The 14666-nt window shown below is 64.3% G+C and carries 11 protein-coding genes; 5 read left to right on the top strand and 6 right to left on the bottom strand.

All coding sequences use genetic code 11. From position 1 onward, the window contains the following. Nucleotides 1–76: 76 nt before the first annotated feature. Nucleotides 77–2071 carry an alpha-1,4-glucan--maltose-1-phosphate maltosyltransferase gene (locus KVG96_RS09420; protein WP_217891774.1) on the bottom strand — a complete coding sequence of 665 codons (1995 nt, stop codon included), beginning with the start codon at nucleotides 2069–2071 and terminating at the stop codon, nucleotides 77–79. 212 nt (nucleotides 2072–2283) lie between these two features. Between KVG96_RS09420 and KVG96_RS09415 the strand changes: the two genes are divergently transcribed. Continuing rightward, complete coding sequence (locus KVG96_RS09415) at nucleotides 2284–2460, top strand: hypothetical protein (RefSeq protein WP_217891773.1); 177 nt, start codon at nucleotides 2284–2286, stop codon at nucleotides 2458–2460. On the opposite strand, the gene KVG96_RS09410 is transcribed toward KVG96_RS09415, so the two are convergent. Continuing rightward, nucleotides 2448–2948, bottom strand: coding sequence for an MgtC/SapB family protein (locus KVG96_RS09410; RefSeq protein WP_217891772.1), 501 nt, complete (start codon nucleotides 2946–2948; stop codon nucleotides 2448–2450). The two genes, KVG96_RS09415 and KVG96_RS09410, sit on opposite strands and share 13 nt — an antisense overlap. A gap of 120 nt (nucleotides 2949–3068) precedes the next feature. Here KVG96_RS09410 and KVG96_RS09405 point away from each other — a divergent pair, with 120 nt between their 5' ends. The 3 genes from KVG96_RS09405 (at nucleotide 3069) to mapR (ending at nucleotide 6450) form a co-directional block, all read left to right on the top strand. Next, on the top strand, nucleotides 3069–3302 hold the full coding sequence (locus tag KVG96_RS09405) for a DUF3203 family protein (RefSeq protein ID WP_217891771.1): 234 nt from the start codon (nucleotides 3069–3071) through the stop codon (nucleotides 3300–3302). 195 nt (nucleotides 3303–3497) lie between these two features. Next, nucleotides 3498–4934, top strand: coding sequence for a cytochrome c oxidase accessory protein CcoG (gene ccoG / locus KVG96_RS09400; protein ID WP_217891770.1), 1437 nt, complete (start codon nucleotides 3498–3500; stop codon nucleotides 4932–4934). A gap of 106 nt (nucleotides 4935–5040) precedes the next feature. Next, nucleotides 5041–6450, top strand: a complete 1410-nt coding sequence (gene mapR, locus KVG96_RS09395) for a GntR family transcriptional regulator MpaR (RefSeq protein WP_217891769.1) — start codon at nucleotides 5041–5043, stop codon at nucleotides 6448–6450. Nucleotides 6451–6532: 82 nt separating this feature from the next. Here mapR and KVG96_RS09390 read toward each other — a convergent pair whose 3' ends face one another. Together KVG96_RS09390 and KVG96_RS09385 are read right to left on the bottom strand one after the other, a co-directional pair. Then, nucleotides 6533–8092, bottom strand: a complete 1560-nt coding sequence (locus KVG96_RS09390) for a TerC family protein (protein WP_217891768.1) — start codon at nucleotides 8090–8092, stop codon at nucleotides 6533–6535. A 402-nt stretch (nucleotides 8093–8494) separates the two neighbouring features. Continuing rightward, a complete protein-coding gene (locus tag KVG96_RS09385) occupies nucleotides 8495–8899 on the bottom strand; it encodes a MerR family transcriptional regulator (protein WP_217891767.1) in 405 nt (134 codons plus the stop codon). 77 nt (nucleotides 8900–8976) lie between these two features. Here KVG96_RS09385 and KVG96_RS09380 point away from each other — a divergent pair, with 77 nt between their 5' ends. Then, nucleotides 8977–10200 carry an NADH:flavin oxidoreductase/NADH oxidase family protein gene (locus KVG96_RS09380; RefSeq protein WP_217891766.1) on the top strand — a complete coding sequence of 408 codons (1224 nt, stop codon included), beginning with the start codon at nucleotides 8977–8979 and terminating at the stop codon, nucleotides 10198–10200. A 49-nt stretch (nucleotides 10201–10249) separates the two neighbouring features. Here the strand turns inward: KVG96_RS09380 and KVG96_RS09375 are convergent, their stop codons facing one another. Both KVG96_RS09375 and KVG96_RS09370 read right to left on the bottom strand, forming a co-directional pair. Then, nucleotides 10250–12781, bottom strand: coding sequence for a P-loop NTPase fold protein (locus KVG96_RS09375; RefSeq protein ID WP_217891765.1), 2532 nt, complete (start codon nucleotides 12779–12781; stop codon nucleotides 10250–10252). A 75-nt stretch (nucleotides 12782–12856) separates the two neighbouring features. Next, complete coding sequence (locus tag KVG96_RS09370; protein ID WP_217891764.1) at nucleotides 12857–14503, bottom strand: phospholipase D-like domain-containing protein; 1647 nt, start codon at nucleotides 14501–14503, stop codon at nucleotides 12857–12859. Between the last annotated feature and the right edge of the window lie 163 nt (nucleotides 14504–14666).

Raw genomic sequence — 14666 nt, 5'->3', positions numbered from 1 at the left:
TGGAGGTGTGTCGGTCACCCGGTCATGACCTGATGCCTCGTCATCGCGAGCAGGCGCGCGCCCACAGGGAATGTGTCTAAGCGCTGATCCGCCAGATGCCGAACGGCTGGTGCGAAGGATCGATGCGCATGAACTGGTGCTTGCCGTGCCAGTCCCAGCGGTGGCCGTTCATCAGGTCTTCGCCGTGGGTGGTGGCGTCGTCCGGCAGGCCCATTTCCCACAGCGGCAGTTCGAAATTCGCTTCCTGGACGTTGTGCGGATCGAGGCTGACCGCCACCAGGATGAAGTTGCCGCCGTCCGGGCTGCGCTTGCCGAAGTACAGGATCCGGTCGTTCCAGGCGTTGTACACCTTGAGCCCCAAGTGCGAATGCAGCGCCGGGTTCTGCCGGCGGATGCGGTTGAGCTGGGCGATCTCGGCGATGATGTTGCCCGGCGCGTTGAAGTCCCGGACGCGGATCTCGTACTTCTCCGAATCCAGGTATTCCTCCTTGCCGGGCACCGGCGCCGACTCGCACAGCTCGAACCCCGAATACATGCCCCACAGGCCCGAGCCCATCGTCGCCAGCGCCGCACGGATGAGAAAACCCGCGCGGCCCGATTCGTGGAGGAACGCCGGGTTGATGTCCGGCGTATTGACGAAGAAGTTCGGCCGGTAGCATTCGCGCCACGGCGATTCGTTGAGTTCGGTGAAATAGGCGGCCAGCTCGGCCTTGGTGTTGCGCCAGGTGAAATAGGTGTAGCTCTGGCTGTAGCCGACCTTGCCCAGCCGCGCCATCATCGCCGGCGTGGTGAAGGCTTCGGCGAGGAAGATCACCTGCGGGTGCAGCGCGCGCACATCGGCGATCAGCCACTGCCAGAACGGCAGCGGCTTGGTGTGCGGGTTGTCCACGCGGAACATCTTCACGCCTTCCTTCACCCAGCCGACGACGATGTCGCGCAGCTCAAGCCACAGGCCCGGAATCGCCTCCGGCGCATAGAAGTCGACGTTGACGATGTCCTGGTACTTCTTGGGCGGGTTCTCCGCGTACTTGATCGTGCCGTCGGGCCGCCAGTTGAACCAGCCCGGATGCTGCTTGAGCCACGGGTGGTCCTGGGAGCATTGGATGGCGAAATCCAGGGCGATCTCCAGGCCGTGCTCCGCGGCGGCGGCCACCAGCCGCCGGAAGTCTTCGCGGGTGCCGAGCTGCGCATGGATCGCCTCGTGCCCGCCCTCCTCGCTGCCGATGGCGTAGGGGCTGCCGGGGTCTTCGGGGCCGGCGGTCAGGGCATTGTTGCGGCCCTTGCGGTGGCTGCGGCCGATCGGGTGGATCGGCGTGAAGTACAGCACGTCGAAGCCCATGTCGCGGATCATCGGCAAACGCCCGTGCACGTCGTTGAAGGTGCCGTGGCGGGCGGGATCGTCGGTGACCGAGCGGGGAAACAGCTCGTACCAACTGGCGAACTCCGCCTGCTCGCGCTCGACGTCCAGCGGGTAAGGATTGCTGATGCTCAAGAAGGCGCGGTGGTCGGCCTCGGCCATCGGCTGCGCACTGCGCGGGTGCAGGAACAGCGCCACCTGCTCGGCTTCGGGCAGGCCGGACAGCTCGTGGTGCAGCGCCGCCAGCCGTTCGCTCAGCGGCCCTTCGCTGCGCTCGGCGGCCTGGTGCACCAGGGCGCGGCCCTCTTGCAGCTCAAGGCTGACCGGTACGGCCGCCACGTGCTTTTTCTCCAGTTCGTACTGAAAACTGGCGAACGTGTCGATCCACGCTTCGATCAGGAACCAATGGCGCCCCTGGCGTCCGGGCCGGAACTGCCCTTCCCAGCCGTTGTTGCCTTGGTCGGCCATGACCTGACTGTGCCACGATTCTTCGCCGTCCTCGCGCCAGCGGATGCGCACCGCCAACTTGTCGTGGCCGTCGGCGAACACCTTGGCGCTGACGACGACCTCGCGACCGACGATGGCCTTGGCGGCGAACTGGCCGCCGTCGATGACCGGGCGTGTGCTCTCGATGACGATCCGCGGCAGCAGCAACGCCTGCGACAACGGCATGTGCGGGTTGCAGCCCGGAGCGGAAGGGTTTTCAGCGGTCATTGAGCATCTCTCCTTAACGCCCCAAGGACGCTCGTGTGCCTGTCGCAAAGCCATGGCGGATCCGCCCGCCACGCACTCACTTAGGTTCCGAGCGAACGCCCTCGGGAAAAGTTCACCGGGATTTGCCGCACGCCGAGACCGGATCGAATCCGGCCTGCAGCGGTCAATCCACTTAAGCACTTCTTGCGCCATGTGCCATATGGAGGTTCACGATGAGTATCCCGATCCCGGCCGAAACACCCGATCCGAACATCGACAAGCCCGTGCTGCCCGAGACCGAACCGTCTCCGGTCCCCGAGCAGGATCCGCCCGGCACCACCCCGCCGGCCAAGGAGGAACCGCCGACGACCCTGCCGCCGGTGATCGTCCAGCCTGATCAAGGTTTGTGATCCTTTTCGAACAGGTTGACGATCTTCGGCATCACGCTGAACACCCCCAGCGCCAGCAGCGTGCTGAGCACCGCCGTCGCCTCGCGGCCCAACCCGGCCGCAACGCCGATGGCGGCGGTCATCCACAGGCCGGCGGCGGTGGTCAGGCCCTTGACGTGGCCTTCGTCGCCTTCGTGGTTCTTCAGGATCGTGCCGGCGCCGAGGAAGCCGATCCCGGCGATCACCCCTTGCACCACCCGGCTCATGGCGTCGGCCTGGGCCCCGGACACCTGCGGCACCAGCACGAACAGCGCCGCGCCCAACGCCACCAACATATGGGTGCGCACCCCGGCGGCCTTGCCTTTGTGCTCGCGCTCGAACCCGAGCACTCCGCCCAGCAGCGCCGCCATCAGCAGGCGCACGATGATGCGCGTCACTTGCGCGGCGTCGCCGACATCGGCGAACTCCGCCTGCAGGGTTTGCCACACTTCATGCCACCATGCGTTCATCGCACCGTCCTCGCCAGGGCCTTTAAGGGGTGGACAGCGCCGACCGCTGATCGGTTGCGCAGAACCCCGCACCGGCACGGCGCCCTAACCTTTCAACAGCCTTCGCAAAAGGACCGTCCCATGCCCGTTCGCATCGAAAACCAGACCTGTTTTTTCTCCACCGAAAACGGTGAGCAGATCCGTCTGTGCGGCGACCTCACCGTCATCACCGACAGTGAAAAGGCGATGTCCGCCGTCGAGATCGAGGGCCGGCGCATCTACGTCACCGAAGCGGAAGCCGACGCCTTGACCGTTGCCGGCGCCACGGACGGACGCAAACACCTGAAAGCCAGCGACAGTGATTCGGTGATTTGACTGACCTCGGTCAAGACCCGGCGCAGACGCCTGGGATAGGCGTTTGCGCCTTGGCCGGCGGGCTGCTTCAAGTTGTCGCAGGGCCTGTCCGAAAGCGCATCTGATACGCTTTTTATTGAAATACCTGAGTCTGTTATGCAAACAGATCGGCGCTCATAGTGCTCAGGCCTGATGGAGGCTGATGAGCGAACGACCATGAGCGAACACATTCCCGTCCGAACCCTTGATCCAGCCGCGACACCGAACATAAAAAGTGTGCCCGCACGCCCAATGAAGGCGACGGCCAAGTCCAGCGACAACCAAATCTTCACCCGCAGCTTCACCGGCCTGTTCCGCACCTTGCGCATGAGCGGCGCCGGTTTCCTGTTCCTGCTGTTCTTCGGCACCGTGTGGCTGAATTGGGGCGGCCGCCAGGCCGTGCTGTGGGACTTGTCGGAAAGCAAGTTCCACATCTTCGGCGCCACCTTCTGGCCGCAGGACTTCATCCTGCTGTCGGCGCTGCTGATCATCGCCGCCTTCGGCCTGTTCGCCATCACCGTGTTCGCCGGCCGGGTCTGGTGCGGCTACACCTGCCCGCAGAGCTCGTGGACGTGGATCTTCATGTGGTGCGAAAAGGTCACCGAAGGCGAGCGCAACCAGCGGATCAAGCTGCAGGCGGCGCCCTGGGGCGTGAACAAACTGGCGCGGCGTGCGGCCAAGCACACGCTGTGGCTGGGCATCAGCCTGCTGACCGGCCTGACCTTCGTCGGCTACTTCACCCCGATCCGGCCGCTGGCCCAAGAGCTGTTCACCTTGCAGATCGGCGGGGTCAGCCTGTTCTGGGTGCTGTTCTTCACCGCCGCCACCTACATCAACGCCGGTTGGCTGCGTGAAGCGGTGTGCATGCACATGTGCCCGTACGCTCGGTTCCAGAGCGTGATGTTCGACAAGGACACCCTGGCCATTTCCTACGACGTGGCCCGTGGTGAAAACCGTGGCCCGCGCAAGCGCGACATCAAGCCCGCCGAGGCTGGCCTGGGCGACTGCATCGACTGCCAGATGTGCGTGCAGGTGTGCCCGACCGGCATCGACATCCGCGACGGCCTGCAAATGGAATGCATCGGCTGCGCGGCGTGCATCGACGCCTGCGACTCGATCATGGACAAGATGAGCTACCCCCGCGGCCTGATCCGCTACACCTCCGAGCGCGAACTGCAAGGCGGCAAGACCCACCTGCTGCGCCCGCGCCTGATCGGCTACACCGCCGTGCTGGTGGTGATGATCGGCGCCCTCGCCCTGGCGCTGGCCGAGCGGCCGATGGTGTCGCTGGACGTGACCAAGGACCGCGGCCTGTTCCGCGAGAACGGCCAGGGCCAGATCGAGAACATCTACACCCTCAAGGTCATCAACAAGACCCAGCAGCGCCAGGACTACACATTGAGCCTGGTGGACGGCGACGGCTTCCAGTTGCAGGGCCGCACCGAGCTGAGCCTGGCCGCGGGCGAGATCGTCGATGTGCCGGTGTCGGTGGCCATGACCACCGAACGCGCCGCCAGCAGTTCGCAGACCTTGAGCTTCAGGATCGCCGACAGCGACGACCCGCAGGTCTACAGCGTGGCCAAGAGCCGGTTTGTCGCGCCAATGAACCGCTGAGCCAGTAAGATGGCTGCCCTGTGGCGAGGGCGCTTGCTCCCTCGCCCCCCCCTTCTGATCCGTGCGCAAGCAACGCCCTTCGAAATCAGTCCATCGCGGGATACCGATGAAACGCTACGAAAAATTCGCCGACGACATCGCTGAACTGATCCGCTCCGGCGTCCTCGGCCCCGGCCAGCGGGTGCCGTCGGTGCGCTATGCCAGCCAGACCTACGGCGTCAGCCCGTCCACGGTGTTCCAGGCCTATTACCTGCTGGAGCGCCGCGGGCTGATCCGCGCCCGGCCGCGCTCGGGCTACTTCGTCAACACCCATGCCCCGAGCCCGTTCTCGGAGCCGGTGATCAGCAGCCAGGTCAACGAGTCCACCGAGGTCGACGTCAGCGAACTGGTGTTCTCGGTGCTGGAATCGATCAAGGATCCGGGCACCGTGCCGTTCGGCTCGGCCTTCCCCAGCCCGACCCTGTTTCCCCTGCAACGCCTGTCGCGTTCGCTGGCCCACGCGGCGCGGGAGATGGATCCGCGCATGGTGGTCACCGACATGTCGCCGGGCAACCCGCAGCTGCGCCGGCAGATCGCCCTGCGCTACATGGTCGGCGGGCTGATGTTGCCGATGGAAGAACTGCTGATCACCAACGGCGCCCTCGAAGCCCTGAACCTGTGCCTGCAAGCGGTGACCGAGCCCGGCGACCTGGTGGCCATCGAAGCTCCGGCGTTCTACGCCAGCCTGCAAGTGCTGGAGCGCCTGAAGCTCAAGGCCGTGGAGATCCCCGTGCACCCGCGCGACGGCATCGACCTGGGCGTGCTCGCCCAGACCCTGGAGCGCCACCCGATCAAGGCCTGCTGGTGCATGACCAGCTTCCAGAACCCCATGGGCGCGACCATGCCCGAGGCCAAGAAACAGGAACTGGTGGAGCTGCTGCGCCGGCATCAGGTGCCGCTGATCGAGGACGACGTCTACGCCGAGCTCTACTACGGCCAGCAGGCGCCGAAACCGGCCAAGGCGTTCGACACCGAAGGCCTGGTGATGCACTGCGGCTCGTTCGCCAAGAGCCTGGCCCCCGGCTACCGCATCGGCTGGGTCGCCGCCGGGCGCTACGCGCAGAAGATCGAACGGCTGAAACTGATGACCTCGCTGTGCGCCTCGATGCCGGCCCAGGCGGCCATCGCCGACTACCTGCAGCACGGCGGCTACGACCGTCACCTGCGCAAGTTGCGCTATGCCCTGGAGGAACAGCAAAGCGCGATGCTGGCCGCCATCGCCCGGTACTTCCCGGCGCAGACGCGAGTCAGCCAGCCCGCCGGCGGCTACTTCCTGTGGCTGGAACTGCCGCCGCAGATGGACTCGCTGAAGCTGTTCCAGATGGCCCTGGCCCAAGGCATCAGCATCGCCCCCGGGCCGATCTTTTCGCCGGCCCAGCGCTTTCGCAACTGCATCCGGCTGAACTACGGCAGCCCGTGGACCGAGGCATCGGAAAAGGCCATGGAGACGCTGGGACGGATCGTGCGGTCGTTCTGAGCAAAAGTTCTGAGCCCCAAAAGGGCCGGTGCCGCCGCCTTCGCAGAATCCTCTGCAAAGACGACGGCACCGGCCCCTCGATCTACGCGGCCTCGCGCACCAGCAACACCCGCGTCACCCGCCGCTCCTCGACCGCCATCACGGTCATCCGCCAGCCCTCGTGCTCCAGCCGGTCGCCGATCATCGGCAACCGGTCCAGCAGGCTCATCACCAGGCCGGCCAGGGTCTGGTAGTCCTCGGTGGCTGGCGCGCCGAAACCGGTGCGCTCACGGATCCGCGCCAGGTTCAGCGCGCCGCTGACCAGGAAACCGCCCTGCTCCTCGACCACGTCGGGACCCTCGATTTCGCTGGCGTCCGGCAACTCGCCGGCGATCGATTCGAGGATGTCGGTCATGGTCAGCACGCCGACGAAATCACCGAACTCGTTGACCACGAACGCGATGTGGGTCGAGGCGGCGCGCATCTGCTCCAGCGCGTTGAGGATCGAGTAGCTGTCGAGCAAGTTGATCGTCTGGCGCGCCAGGTGTTCGAGGTTCGGTTCGTGACCGGCCAGGTACTCCTTGAGCAGCTCCTTCTTGTGCACGAAGCCCAGCGGCTCGTCCACCGCGCCGTTGCGGACCAGCGGCAAACGCGAGTAGGACGAATGCATCAACCGCGTGCGGATCGTCTCGGCGTCGTCGGCCAGGTCAATGTGGTCGACATCGGCACGCACGGTCATCAAGGCGCGGATCGGGCGCTCGGCCAGTTGCAGCACGCCGCTGATCATCACCCGCTCGCGGCGGTCGAACAGCTCGGCGCTCGGCGCGTCGCCGTCATCCAGCAGGTCGGAGATTTCCTCGCCCACCTCCTCCACCGCCAGTTTGCGCCCGCCCAGCAGGCGCATCACCGCATGGGCCGTGCGCTCGCGCATCGGCCGCAGGCCCTGCATCGAACGCTTGCGCCGGGCCCGGGCGATCTGGTTGAACACCTCGATCAGGATCGAGAAACCGATGGCGGCGTACAGGTAGCCTTTAGGGATGTGGAAGCCCAGGCCTTCGGCGGTCAGGGCAAAACCGATCATCATCAAAAAGCCCAGGCACAGCATGATCACCGTCGGGTGCGCGTTGACGAACCGGGTCAGCGGCTTGCTGGCCACGATCATCAGGCCGATGGAAACGATCACCGCGATCATCATCACCGCCAGCTCATCGACCATGCCCACGGCCGTGATCACCGCATCCAGCGAGAACACCGCGTCGAGCACCACGATCTGCGCCACGATCGGCCAGAACAGCGCGTAAGCGGTGTTGGCCGAGCGCTGGCCGACGTGGCCCTCCAGCCGCTCGTGCAGCTCCATGGTGGCCTTGAACAGCAGGAACACACCGCCGAACAGCATGATCAGGTCACGGCCGGAGAAGCTCTTGCCGAACACCTCGAACAGCGGCTGCGTCAGGGTGACCAGCCAGGAGATGCTCGCCAGCAGGCCCAGGCGCATGATCAAGGCCAGGGACAGGCCGATGATCCGTGCGCGGTCACGCTGATGCGGCGGCAGCTTGTCCGCCAGGATCGCGATGAACACCAGGTTGTCGATGCCGAGCACCAGCTCCAGCACGATCAATGTCAAAAGGCCCAGCCAGGCCGTGGGATCCGCTAACCATTCCATATTCTGTCTCGGTCTCTCTTCAGTGTTTTCGGGCTGCCGGGCACGGCAAAGTGCGACGCGAAGGCCCGAAGGCTGCGCCATCAACGATAGTCGGGAGTCGGAAGACCGGATGCTGCGAGTGCGTCAAGACCGCGCCTGGGCGCGAGGGGAAGGGGCGACTGGGAGGCTCCGTGAGGGTGTTCATGCAAGTCCTGAATGGGAAAAAGGACTTGGAGAGTACAGGCTGAGACGGTGATCGCCACAGCGGCAAATCATTTCAAAATCTGTAAAACACCTCGCCGGAGCGGTGGCCGGGATGGCCTCATCGCGGGCAAGCCCGCTCCCACAAGGATCTCGGTTGTACTCAGAACTCGCGTTCGCCGCAAAACACTGTGGGAGCAGGGTCGGCACAGCCCCCCGAGGCTAAGGCTTGACCGACGACAGCAACCGCTCGGCATTCGCCTTGCAGCTCATGCCTTCGGGCCGCGACAGGATGCCGTCGATCACCTCCAGCAAGCGCGCCCGGCTTTCCGCCAGGTGCCGCTGCATGGCTTCGATCTCCTGGACCTTGCCCCGCAGGCCGGTCACCAGTTCGTCCTGGTCGTACTCGCCGGTGTCCGCGTCCGGCAGCAGCAGTTTGAGTTCATCCAGGGAAAACCCCGCGCGCTGGGCGCTCTGGATGATGTGCAGGGTCTGCAGCACCTGCGGTGAGTAGCGCCGGTAGCCGTTGCCCAGCCGTTCGACCTTGGGGATCAGGCCCTGGGCTTCGTAGAAGCGGATCCGCGAGGCGCTCAGCCCGCTCTGTTGCGCCAGTTCACCGATTTTCATGGGCACCTCGAATTCATGCTTGACCTTAAACTTGACTTTAAGCTTAGCCTCGCTTCATCACTGACGAGGAGTCAAGCATGTCGCCCTTCAAAACCCTGAATCTGCCCAACGGCCAGACCATCGGCAACCGTGTCGCCAAGGCGTCCATGGAAGAAAACCTCGCCGATGCCGATCAGGCCCCTTCCGCCGCCCTGTACCGCCTGTACCAGGCCTGGGCCGACGGCGGCGCCGGCCTGCTGCTGACCGGCAACGTCATGATCGACCGCCGCGCCATGACCGGCCCCGGCGGCGTGGTGCTGGAAGATGAGCGTCATTTGGCGCAGTTCCGCCGCTGGGCCGAAATCGGCCGCTCCGGCGGCGCGCAGCTGTGGATGCAACTCAACCACCCCGGCCGCCAGACCTTCGCCAACATGGGCCAGCCGGCCCTGGCGCCGTCGGCGGTGGCGCTGGAGATGGGCGCGTTCTCCAAGCTGTTCGCCGAACCCCGGCCGATGAGCGAAAGCGACATCGAAGAGGTCATCCAGCGCTTCGCCACCAGTGCCGCCCTGGCGGAAAAGGCCGGTTTCACCGGGGTCGAGATCCACGCGGCCCACGGCTACCTGCTCAGCCAGTTCCTGTCGCCGCTGGCCAACCGCCGCACCGACCGCTGGGGCGGCTCGCTGGAAAACCGCGCGCGCCTGTTGCTGTCAGTGATCGAGGCGGTGCGTCAGGCGGTGTCGCCGCAGTTCTGCGTGGCGGTGAAGCTCAATTCGGCGGACTTCCAGCGCGGCGGCTTCGACACCCACGATGCGCGCCAGGTGATCGAGTGGCTCAACGAGCTGCCCGTCGATCTGCTGGAGCTGTCCGGCGGCAGCTACGAAGCCCCGGCCATGCAGGGCGAGGCGCGGGACGGCCGCACCCTGGCCCGTGAGGCGTTTTTCCTGGAAATGGCCAGCGAACTGGCCAGCGTGGCGCGGATGCCGGTGATGGTCACCGGCGGCATCCGCCGTCTGCCGATCGTCGAACAGGTGCTCGAAAGCGGCATCGACATGGCGGGCATCGCCACGGCGCTGGCCATCGAGCCGGACCTGGTCAACCACTGGCGCGCCGGCCGCCAAAGCGAACCGCAGCTGCCGCCGATCCGCTGGAAGCGCAAACCGCTGGCGTCGCTGGCCAACATGGCCGTGGTGCGCTTCCAGATGGCGCGCCTGAGCCGCGGCCGCAAGCCCAGGCCCGAGGTGTCGGCGCTGTGGGCGCTGATCCTCGATCGGTTGTACCTGGGGCGGCGTACGCGGCAGTACCGGCAGGCGATGTCTGACTGATGTCCGTGATTTGCGACGCTCGCCGTCGCCAGACCGCTCCGACGGTGCGTCAGCCGTCAAACGAGTAGCGCTGGATGATGGCGGTGTACTTCTTCACTCGATGGCGAGGCGGTTTCTTCTGCTTGGCGATCAAGTCCGCGTATATCGCCATTATTTCCCTGAACCGCTCAAATTCGGCGAGATTCTCAGCGGATGGGTCGAGGCTGACCAGTCCTTTCAGCTCGCTCATTTCAAAGGTGTCACTCTTCGATCTGAGAGACTGAAGCAAACTCGAAAAACACAACGGGGTGCCCAGCGCTATCGCCAACAAGGTCAGCAGCGCTTTGTATTCACCCCCCTCGAGTGCCCAGAGGTCATCGGGCTTGAGGCTGACCTTGATAAGGCGATAGACATTGAGAAACCGCAACGCGCGTCGAGGGGAGGATCCCATGTACCTTGCCAGCAGTTGCAGCGCTTCAGTCTCACCGGAGGAGATCTTCAACATTTCGGCCTGGACAGCTTGAATGCCGACGGCTTCGTCCGTGTCGTTTTGACCCGTTGGCAATTTGTCGCCGTCAGTCTGATCAGCGCCCCTTACCCTCTTCAACTGTGCTTGCAGAAACTGCTCACTGGCTACGCTGTCCATCGGGCGCATCCAGTAAGGGATCTGAAAGATCTTTTCCAGGTAGTCAGACACGGAGGCCGTCTGTTGCTGCTGGCCGTTCAGAGCCATCAAGTTGGGGTAGTGATCGAGCAAGGCCTGACGCACCCAACGCACATCCACCGCGACCATCACCACGAACAAGGGAAAGGTCAGCAGCAGATGCACCGCTTGCAGCACCTCGACGACTTTGTCCGGCGGGCAGCGATCCAGGTCGTCGATGTACAGCGCGATCCGTTTGAAGGATCGCACTTCATCAGGGGAATGCGTGGCCGCCGCCCGCAGCTTCTGGATGTCTCCGTCGTCCAGGAAGGTTTTGTTGGCCTCCAGGAATGCGTCCATTTTCACCAGAAATGCAGCGCGCTCGGCCTCGACCGAATCCCGGAGGCTGCCCGCTTCCGTCACGTTGAACGCCAACTCTTCGAAGTCCTTGCGTACCGTGGCGATCAATCCAAGATGTTGCGCATAGTCGCCGTCCGTCGCGCGGGCCCGAACGAACTTCTTCAGGCGCCCGGCACCGGTGCCTTGAGAGAAATCGTGAGTGGCAAGCGCCAATTGTTCGCTGGTGACTTGCACCAAGGCCTTTGCCTCGTCGACGCCGGCATTCGCCTTGGCCTGCCTCTGAACGGCTTGCTCTAACGCTTTCTTCTGCTCGGCCAGTCGGCTATCGATGGCTTTGTCCAGCGCCCTCTTGCCCGCCTCCAATTGCTTCAATGCCCCGCGGGCCTTGCCCCACACCCAGCGCAGGCGGGCAGTCACCGCAGCCACCGCTACACTCGCCAACACCAAGCCTTCCTGCAGATCTTGCAGGAAAGGGAGTCGTGCCTTGAGGATTGCCACACCCTCTGTCGCCATCCAAGGCATCGCCAAGACCAACACGACAAAGGCGCCGACGTTCCACCAGCTCAGCAGTTGGGACTTGTAGCCTCTGGCAAGCAACTTAGCCTTTCCCGCTTCTTCATGCAGGGCAGTGGATACGCTCTGAAATGCCTCGGCACGCTCGGTCAGGGCATCGATTCCAAGGACCTTGGCAGCCTTCGCGAACTCGTCTTTTGCGTTTTTGATCTCTTGGCCGGCATTCTCGCCATTGAACACCTCACTCAACGCCGCAAGATAGACAGACGGCGAAGTCGCGGTCTTGGCTTGAACCTCTTCGAGCGCCTGGCGGGCCTTGAGCAGCTGCTCTGCGGCCGCACGCTGGTCTCGACGGCGACGAACCAACTCCTTGGCGGCATCCAGCGTCAGCATTCGCGAAGTGGACAGGTGTTCGAGCAACGGGTCGCGAACCTCGGGATTGTGCTTCGTGTACCAACGATCCAGTTCGACGAATATATGGCTGACCAGACTGGCCCACAGGTTCGTCTCCGCGTAATGCCAGGCATTGAACCGAATCTGCACGACATCCGTATGGAATTCCTTCGAGCCTGCTTCCGGGGCCTGGGCACTGGCCTTTCCCTGGCTGAGGCGTTCGATATGCTGATGGATCAGGCGCATGAAAAAGGACTTGCCGCTGCCCCAGTTGCCGAACAGCCCAATGGCAAGAGGCGGCATGACATCTTTCGCTACGGCCAGGCGCGCAAACGCTTTCGCCTCATCGTTGGCACCCAGACGGTCATCCAGGTCAGACGCCCATGGGTCGTCGTTTTGGGTGATGGCGATAGAGGTGGTGCCCGGCCGGATAACCCGTGGTTTCCCCTTCCGAGTCAGGGTGTTCCCCGTATCGCCCGGCGTTTCTTTGAAGTCTGACGGTGGCGCCCCGTTCGGATAGTTTTCCGGTGGCGCAGAAGCCTCCTGGTCTGGATCCTGCAATCGCTGCTGATCATTTCTCAGATCGGAAGTCGATAGCGGAGTCGTGTAGAACTTTGCTTTTCGATTCCTTGAAGATTCCGATGACCTGGACTCATCGTCACGGTTTACGGGTTCATCACTTTCTCTGTCCACGAAACACTCCACTTCGCATCAACAACAATAAGAAGGCATTCAGATGTAAAGGCCTAAACTTCTCTCTACGGCCTGCTACCGCCCGGAAAACCGCAACCGCGACAACTGCCGCAAATCCCCGTCGACGTAATAGTCATTCGTCCAGCTGTCGTCCGCCGCCAGCGGCTGCACCTGCTTGAGGTCCAGTTTCTTGGCGAAATAGCGGAAGCGGTAATGCTCGTAGAAGCGCAGCAGTTCCAGGCCGTAGCGATCCGCCAGGTCAGTGTCGCCGCGGATGATCAGGAAGTTTTCGTCGTTGCCGTTGCTGGCCGAGGTACTGAGGTTGTGGCTGCCGCTGATGATGGTCGGGGCGTCCGTGGTGAAGTCGGTGACCACCGCTTTGGTGTGCACCAGCAGGTTGCCCTTCTGGCCTTTCATGTTTTCCCGCAGCCAGCCTTCAAGGCCCGTGTTGAGCAGCGCGGTGGCGGCGAACTCGGCGGTGCGGTCGGCATGGAAGCCGGTGATCCGGCTCGCGGTGTTCTGCAGGCCGTAGCGCAGGATGTCGTCGTGGGGCTGGCCGAGCAAGGCGTTGAGGATGGCGTCGGGCAAATCGAACGCGGTGACGAACAGCACGTCCCTTTTCGCCGCATTGATGATGTCGACGAACTCGCGCAGGTCGGCGCCGCCGGTGCGCGGCGAAAACCCGGCGAACAGCGGCCGGGCCGGATCCATCGGATTGACGTCGGTGATCCAGTCGCGGGTGGCGCCGACATCGGCGGGCGTCGTCCAGACCTCTTCGAAGGTGCGCAGGTAGCTGGCGGCGATGGCCGGATCGTCCAGCACATGCACCACGTTGGCCTGGCGGTAGACGCCGTTGGCGGTGAAGTTGGTGCTGCCGCACAGCACCGCCTGCGGCTGGCGCGCGCCGCCGGCATCGAGGCGGCTCAAGACGATGAACTTGTCGTGGAAGATGTTGTGGGTGACCCGCCCGCGCTTGCTGGCCTGCGGCAGGTGCGCCAGGCTCGCTTCGTTGATCGTGGTGTCTTCGTCGTCGGGCCGGGCGTGGTACAGCACCCGCACCTGCACCCCGCGGTCGAACGCGGCGTTCACCGTGTCGATGATGGCTTGCAGTTGGTACTCGTAGATCGCGATGTCCAGCGCCCACTGGCCGTCGGTGGCGCGCTGGATGAAGCCTTGCAGGCGCCCGAGCAGGCCGTTCTCCAGCCATTGGCGCGCCGCGTCGGGCCAGGCCTCGATGGGCAGGTTGCGGTTGGCGCTGATCTGCGCATCGAGGTCGGGGAATTTGCGCTGGAAGGCCTGGCTGGCCGCGACGGCGCGGTTGAAGATCACGCTCTGGTTGGCCGGGTGACCGTCGTCGGAGCGGATGGTCAGCTCCAGCGATTCCCCAAGCTTCGGGGCGTCCGGCGTGCCGTAGGCCAGGTGCACGCGGTAATGGATCGTCATGCCGGGGTTCACGGCGTAGTCGGCCCAGCGAAATTTCTGCAAAGGCGCCAGGTCGCTGGGGGTGGCGTGGAACTCCGGCCGGGTGTGCGCCTTGCCGGGAAAGGTCAGGCTGTTGAACAGGAACAGCCACGGCTTGTCGCCCTGCTGCTTCTCGATGGCGAAGCCGAGCAGGCCCTTGCGCCGGGGCTCGGCGACGTCCATGGCGAGCAGCACGCCGTTGGTGCCGGCGTAGGCCTTGACGCGGAAATCGTCCTGGGGGTTGGCGACCAATACGCGCATGGTTCACTCCTTGTGATGGGCTGGGGTGGAGCATAGAGCAGCGCGGTGGGTTTGACGCGGTGGATCAGGCGAAAGCGATGCTGACTGTGCCGGCCTCATCGCTTGCAGGCAAGCTCCTACAGGTTTTGTGGTGTGCAGGGATGCTGCGGACAGCCGGGATCCC

This window comes from Pseudomonas ekonensis (assembly GCF_019145435.1).
In the GTDB taxonomy this organism is placed as follows: domain Bacteria; phylum Pseudomonadota; class Gammaproteobacteria; order Pseudomonadales; family Pseudomonadaceae; genus Aquipseudomonas; species Aquipseudomonas ekonensis.
Note: the sequence above shows the minus strand (reverse complement) of the source record. Positions and strands in the feature narration are given on the sequence as shown.

Coding starts and splice junctions, on each gene's coding strand:
- KVG96_RS09420 (WP_217891774.1), bottom strand. CDS start 2,071: ATGACCGCTGAAAACCCTTCCGCTCCGGGCTGCAACCCGCACATGCCG.
- KVG96_RS09415 (WP_217891773.1), top strand. CDS start 2,284: ATGAGTATCCCGATCCCGGCCGAAACACCCGATCCGAACATCGACAAG.
- KVG96_RS09410 (WP_217891772.1), bottom strand. CDS start 2,948: ATGAACGCATGGTGGCATGAAGTGTGGCAAACCCTGCAGGCGGAGTTC.
- KVG96_RS09405 (WP_217891771.1), top strand. CDS start 3,069: ATGCCCGTTCGCATCGAAAACCAGACCTGTTTTTTCTCCACCGAAAAC.
- ccoG (WP_217891770.1), top strand. CDS start 3,498: ATGAGCGAACACATTCCCGTCCGAACCCTTGATCCAGCCGCGACACCG.
- mapR (WP_217891769.1), top strand. CDS start 5,041: ATGAAACGCTACGAAAAATTCGCCGACGACATCGCTGAACTGATCCGC.
- KVG96_RS09390 (WP_217891768.1), bottom strand. CDS start 8,092: ATGGAATGGTTAGCGGATCCCACGGCCTGGCTGGGCCTTTTGACATTG.
- KVG96_RS09385 (WP_217891767.1), bottom strand. CDS start 8,899: ATGAAAATCGGTGAACTGGCGCAACAGAGCGGGCTGAGCGCCTCGCGG.
- KVG96_RS09380 (WP_217891766.1), top strand. CDS start 8,977: ATGTCGCCCTTCAAAACCCTGAATCTGCCCAACGGCCAGACCATCGGC.
- KVG96_RS09370 (WP_217891764.1), bottom strand. CDS start 14,503: ATGCGCGTATTGGTCGCCAACCCCCAGGACGATTTCCGCGTCAAGGCC.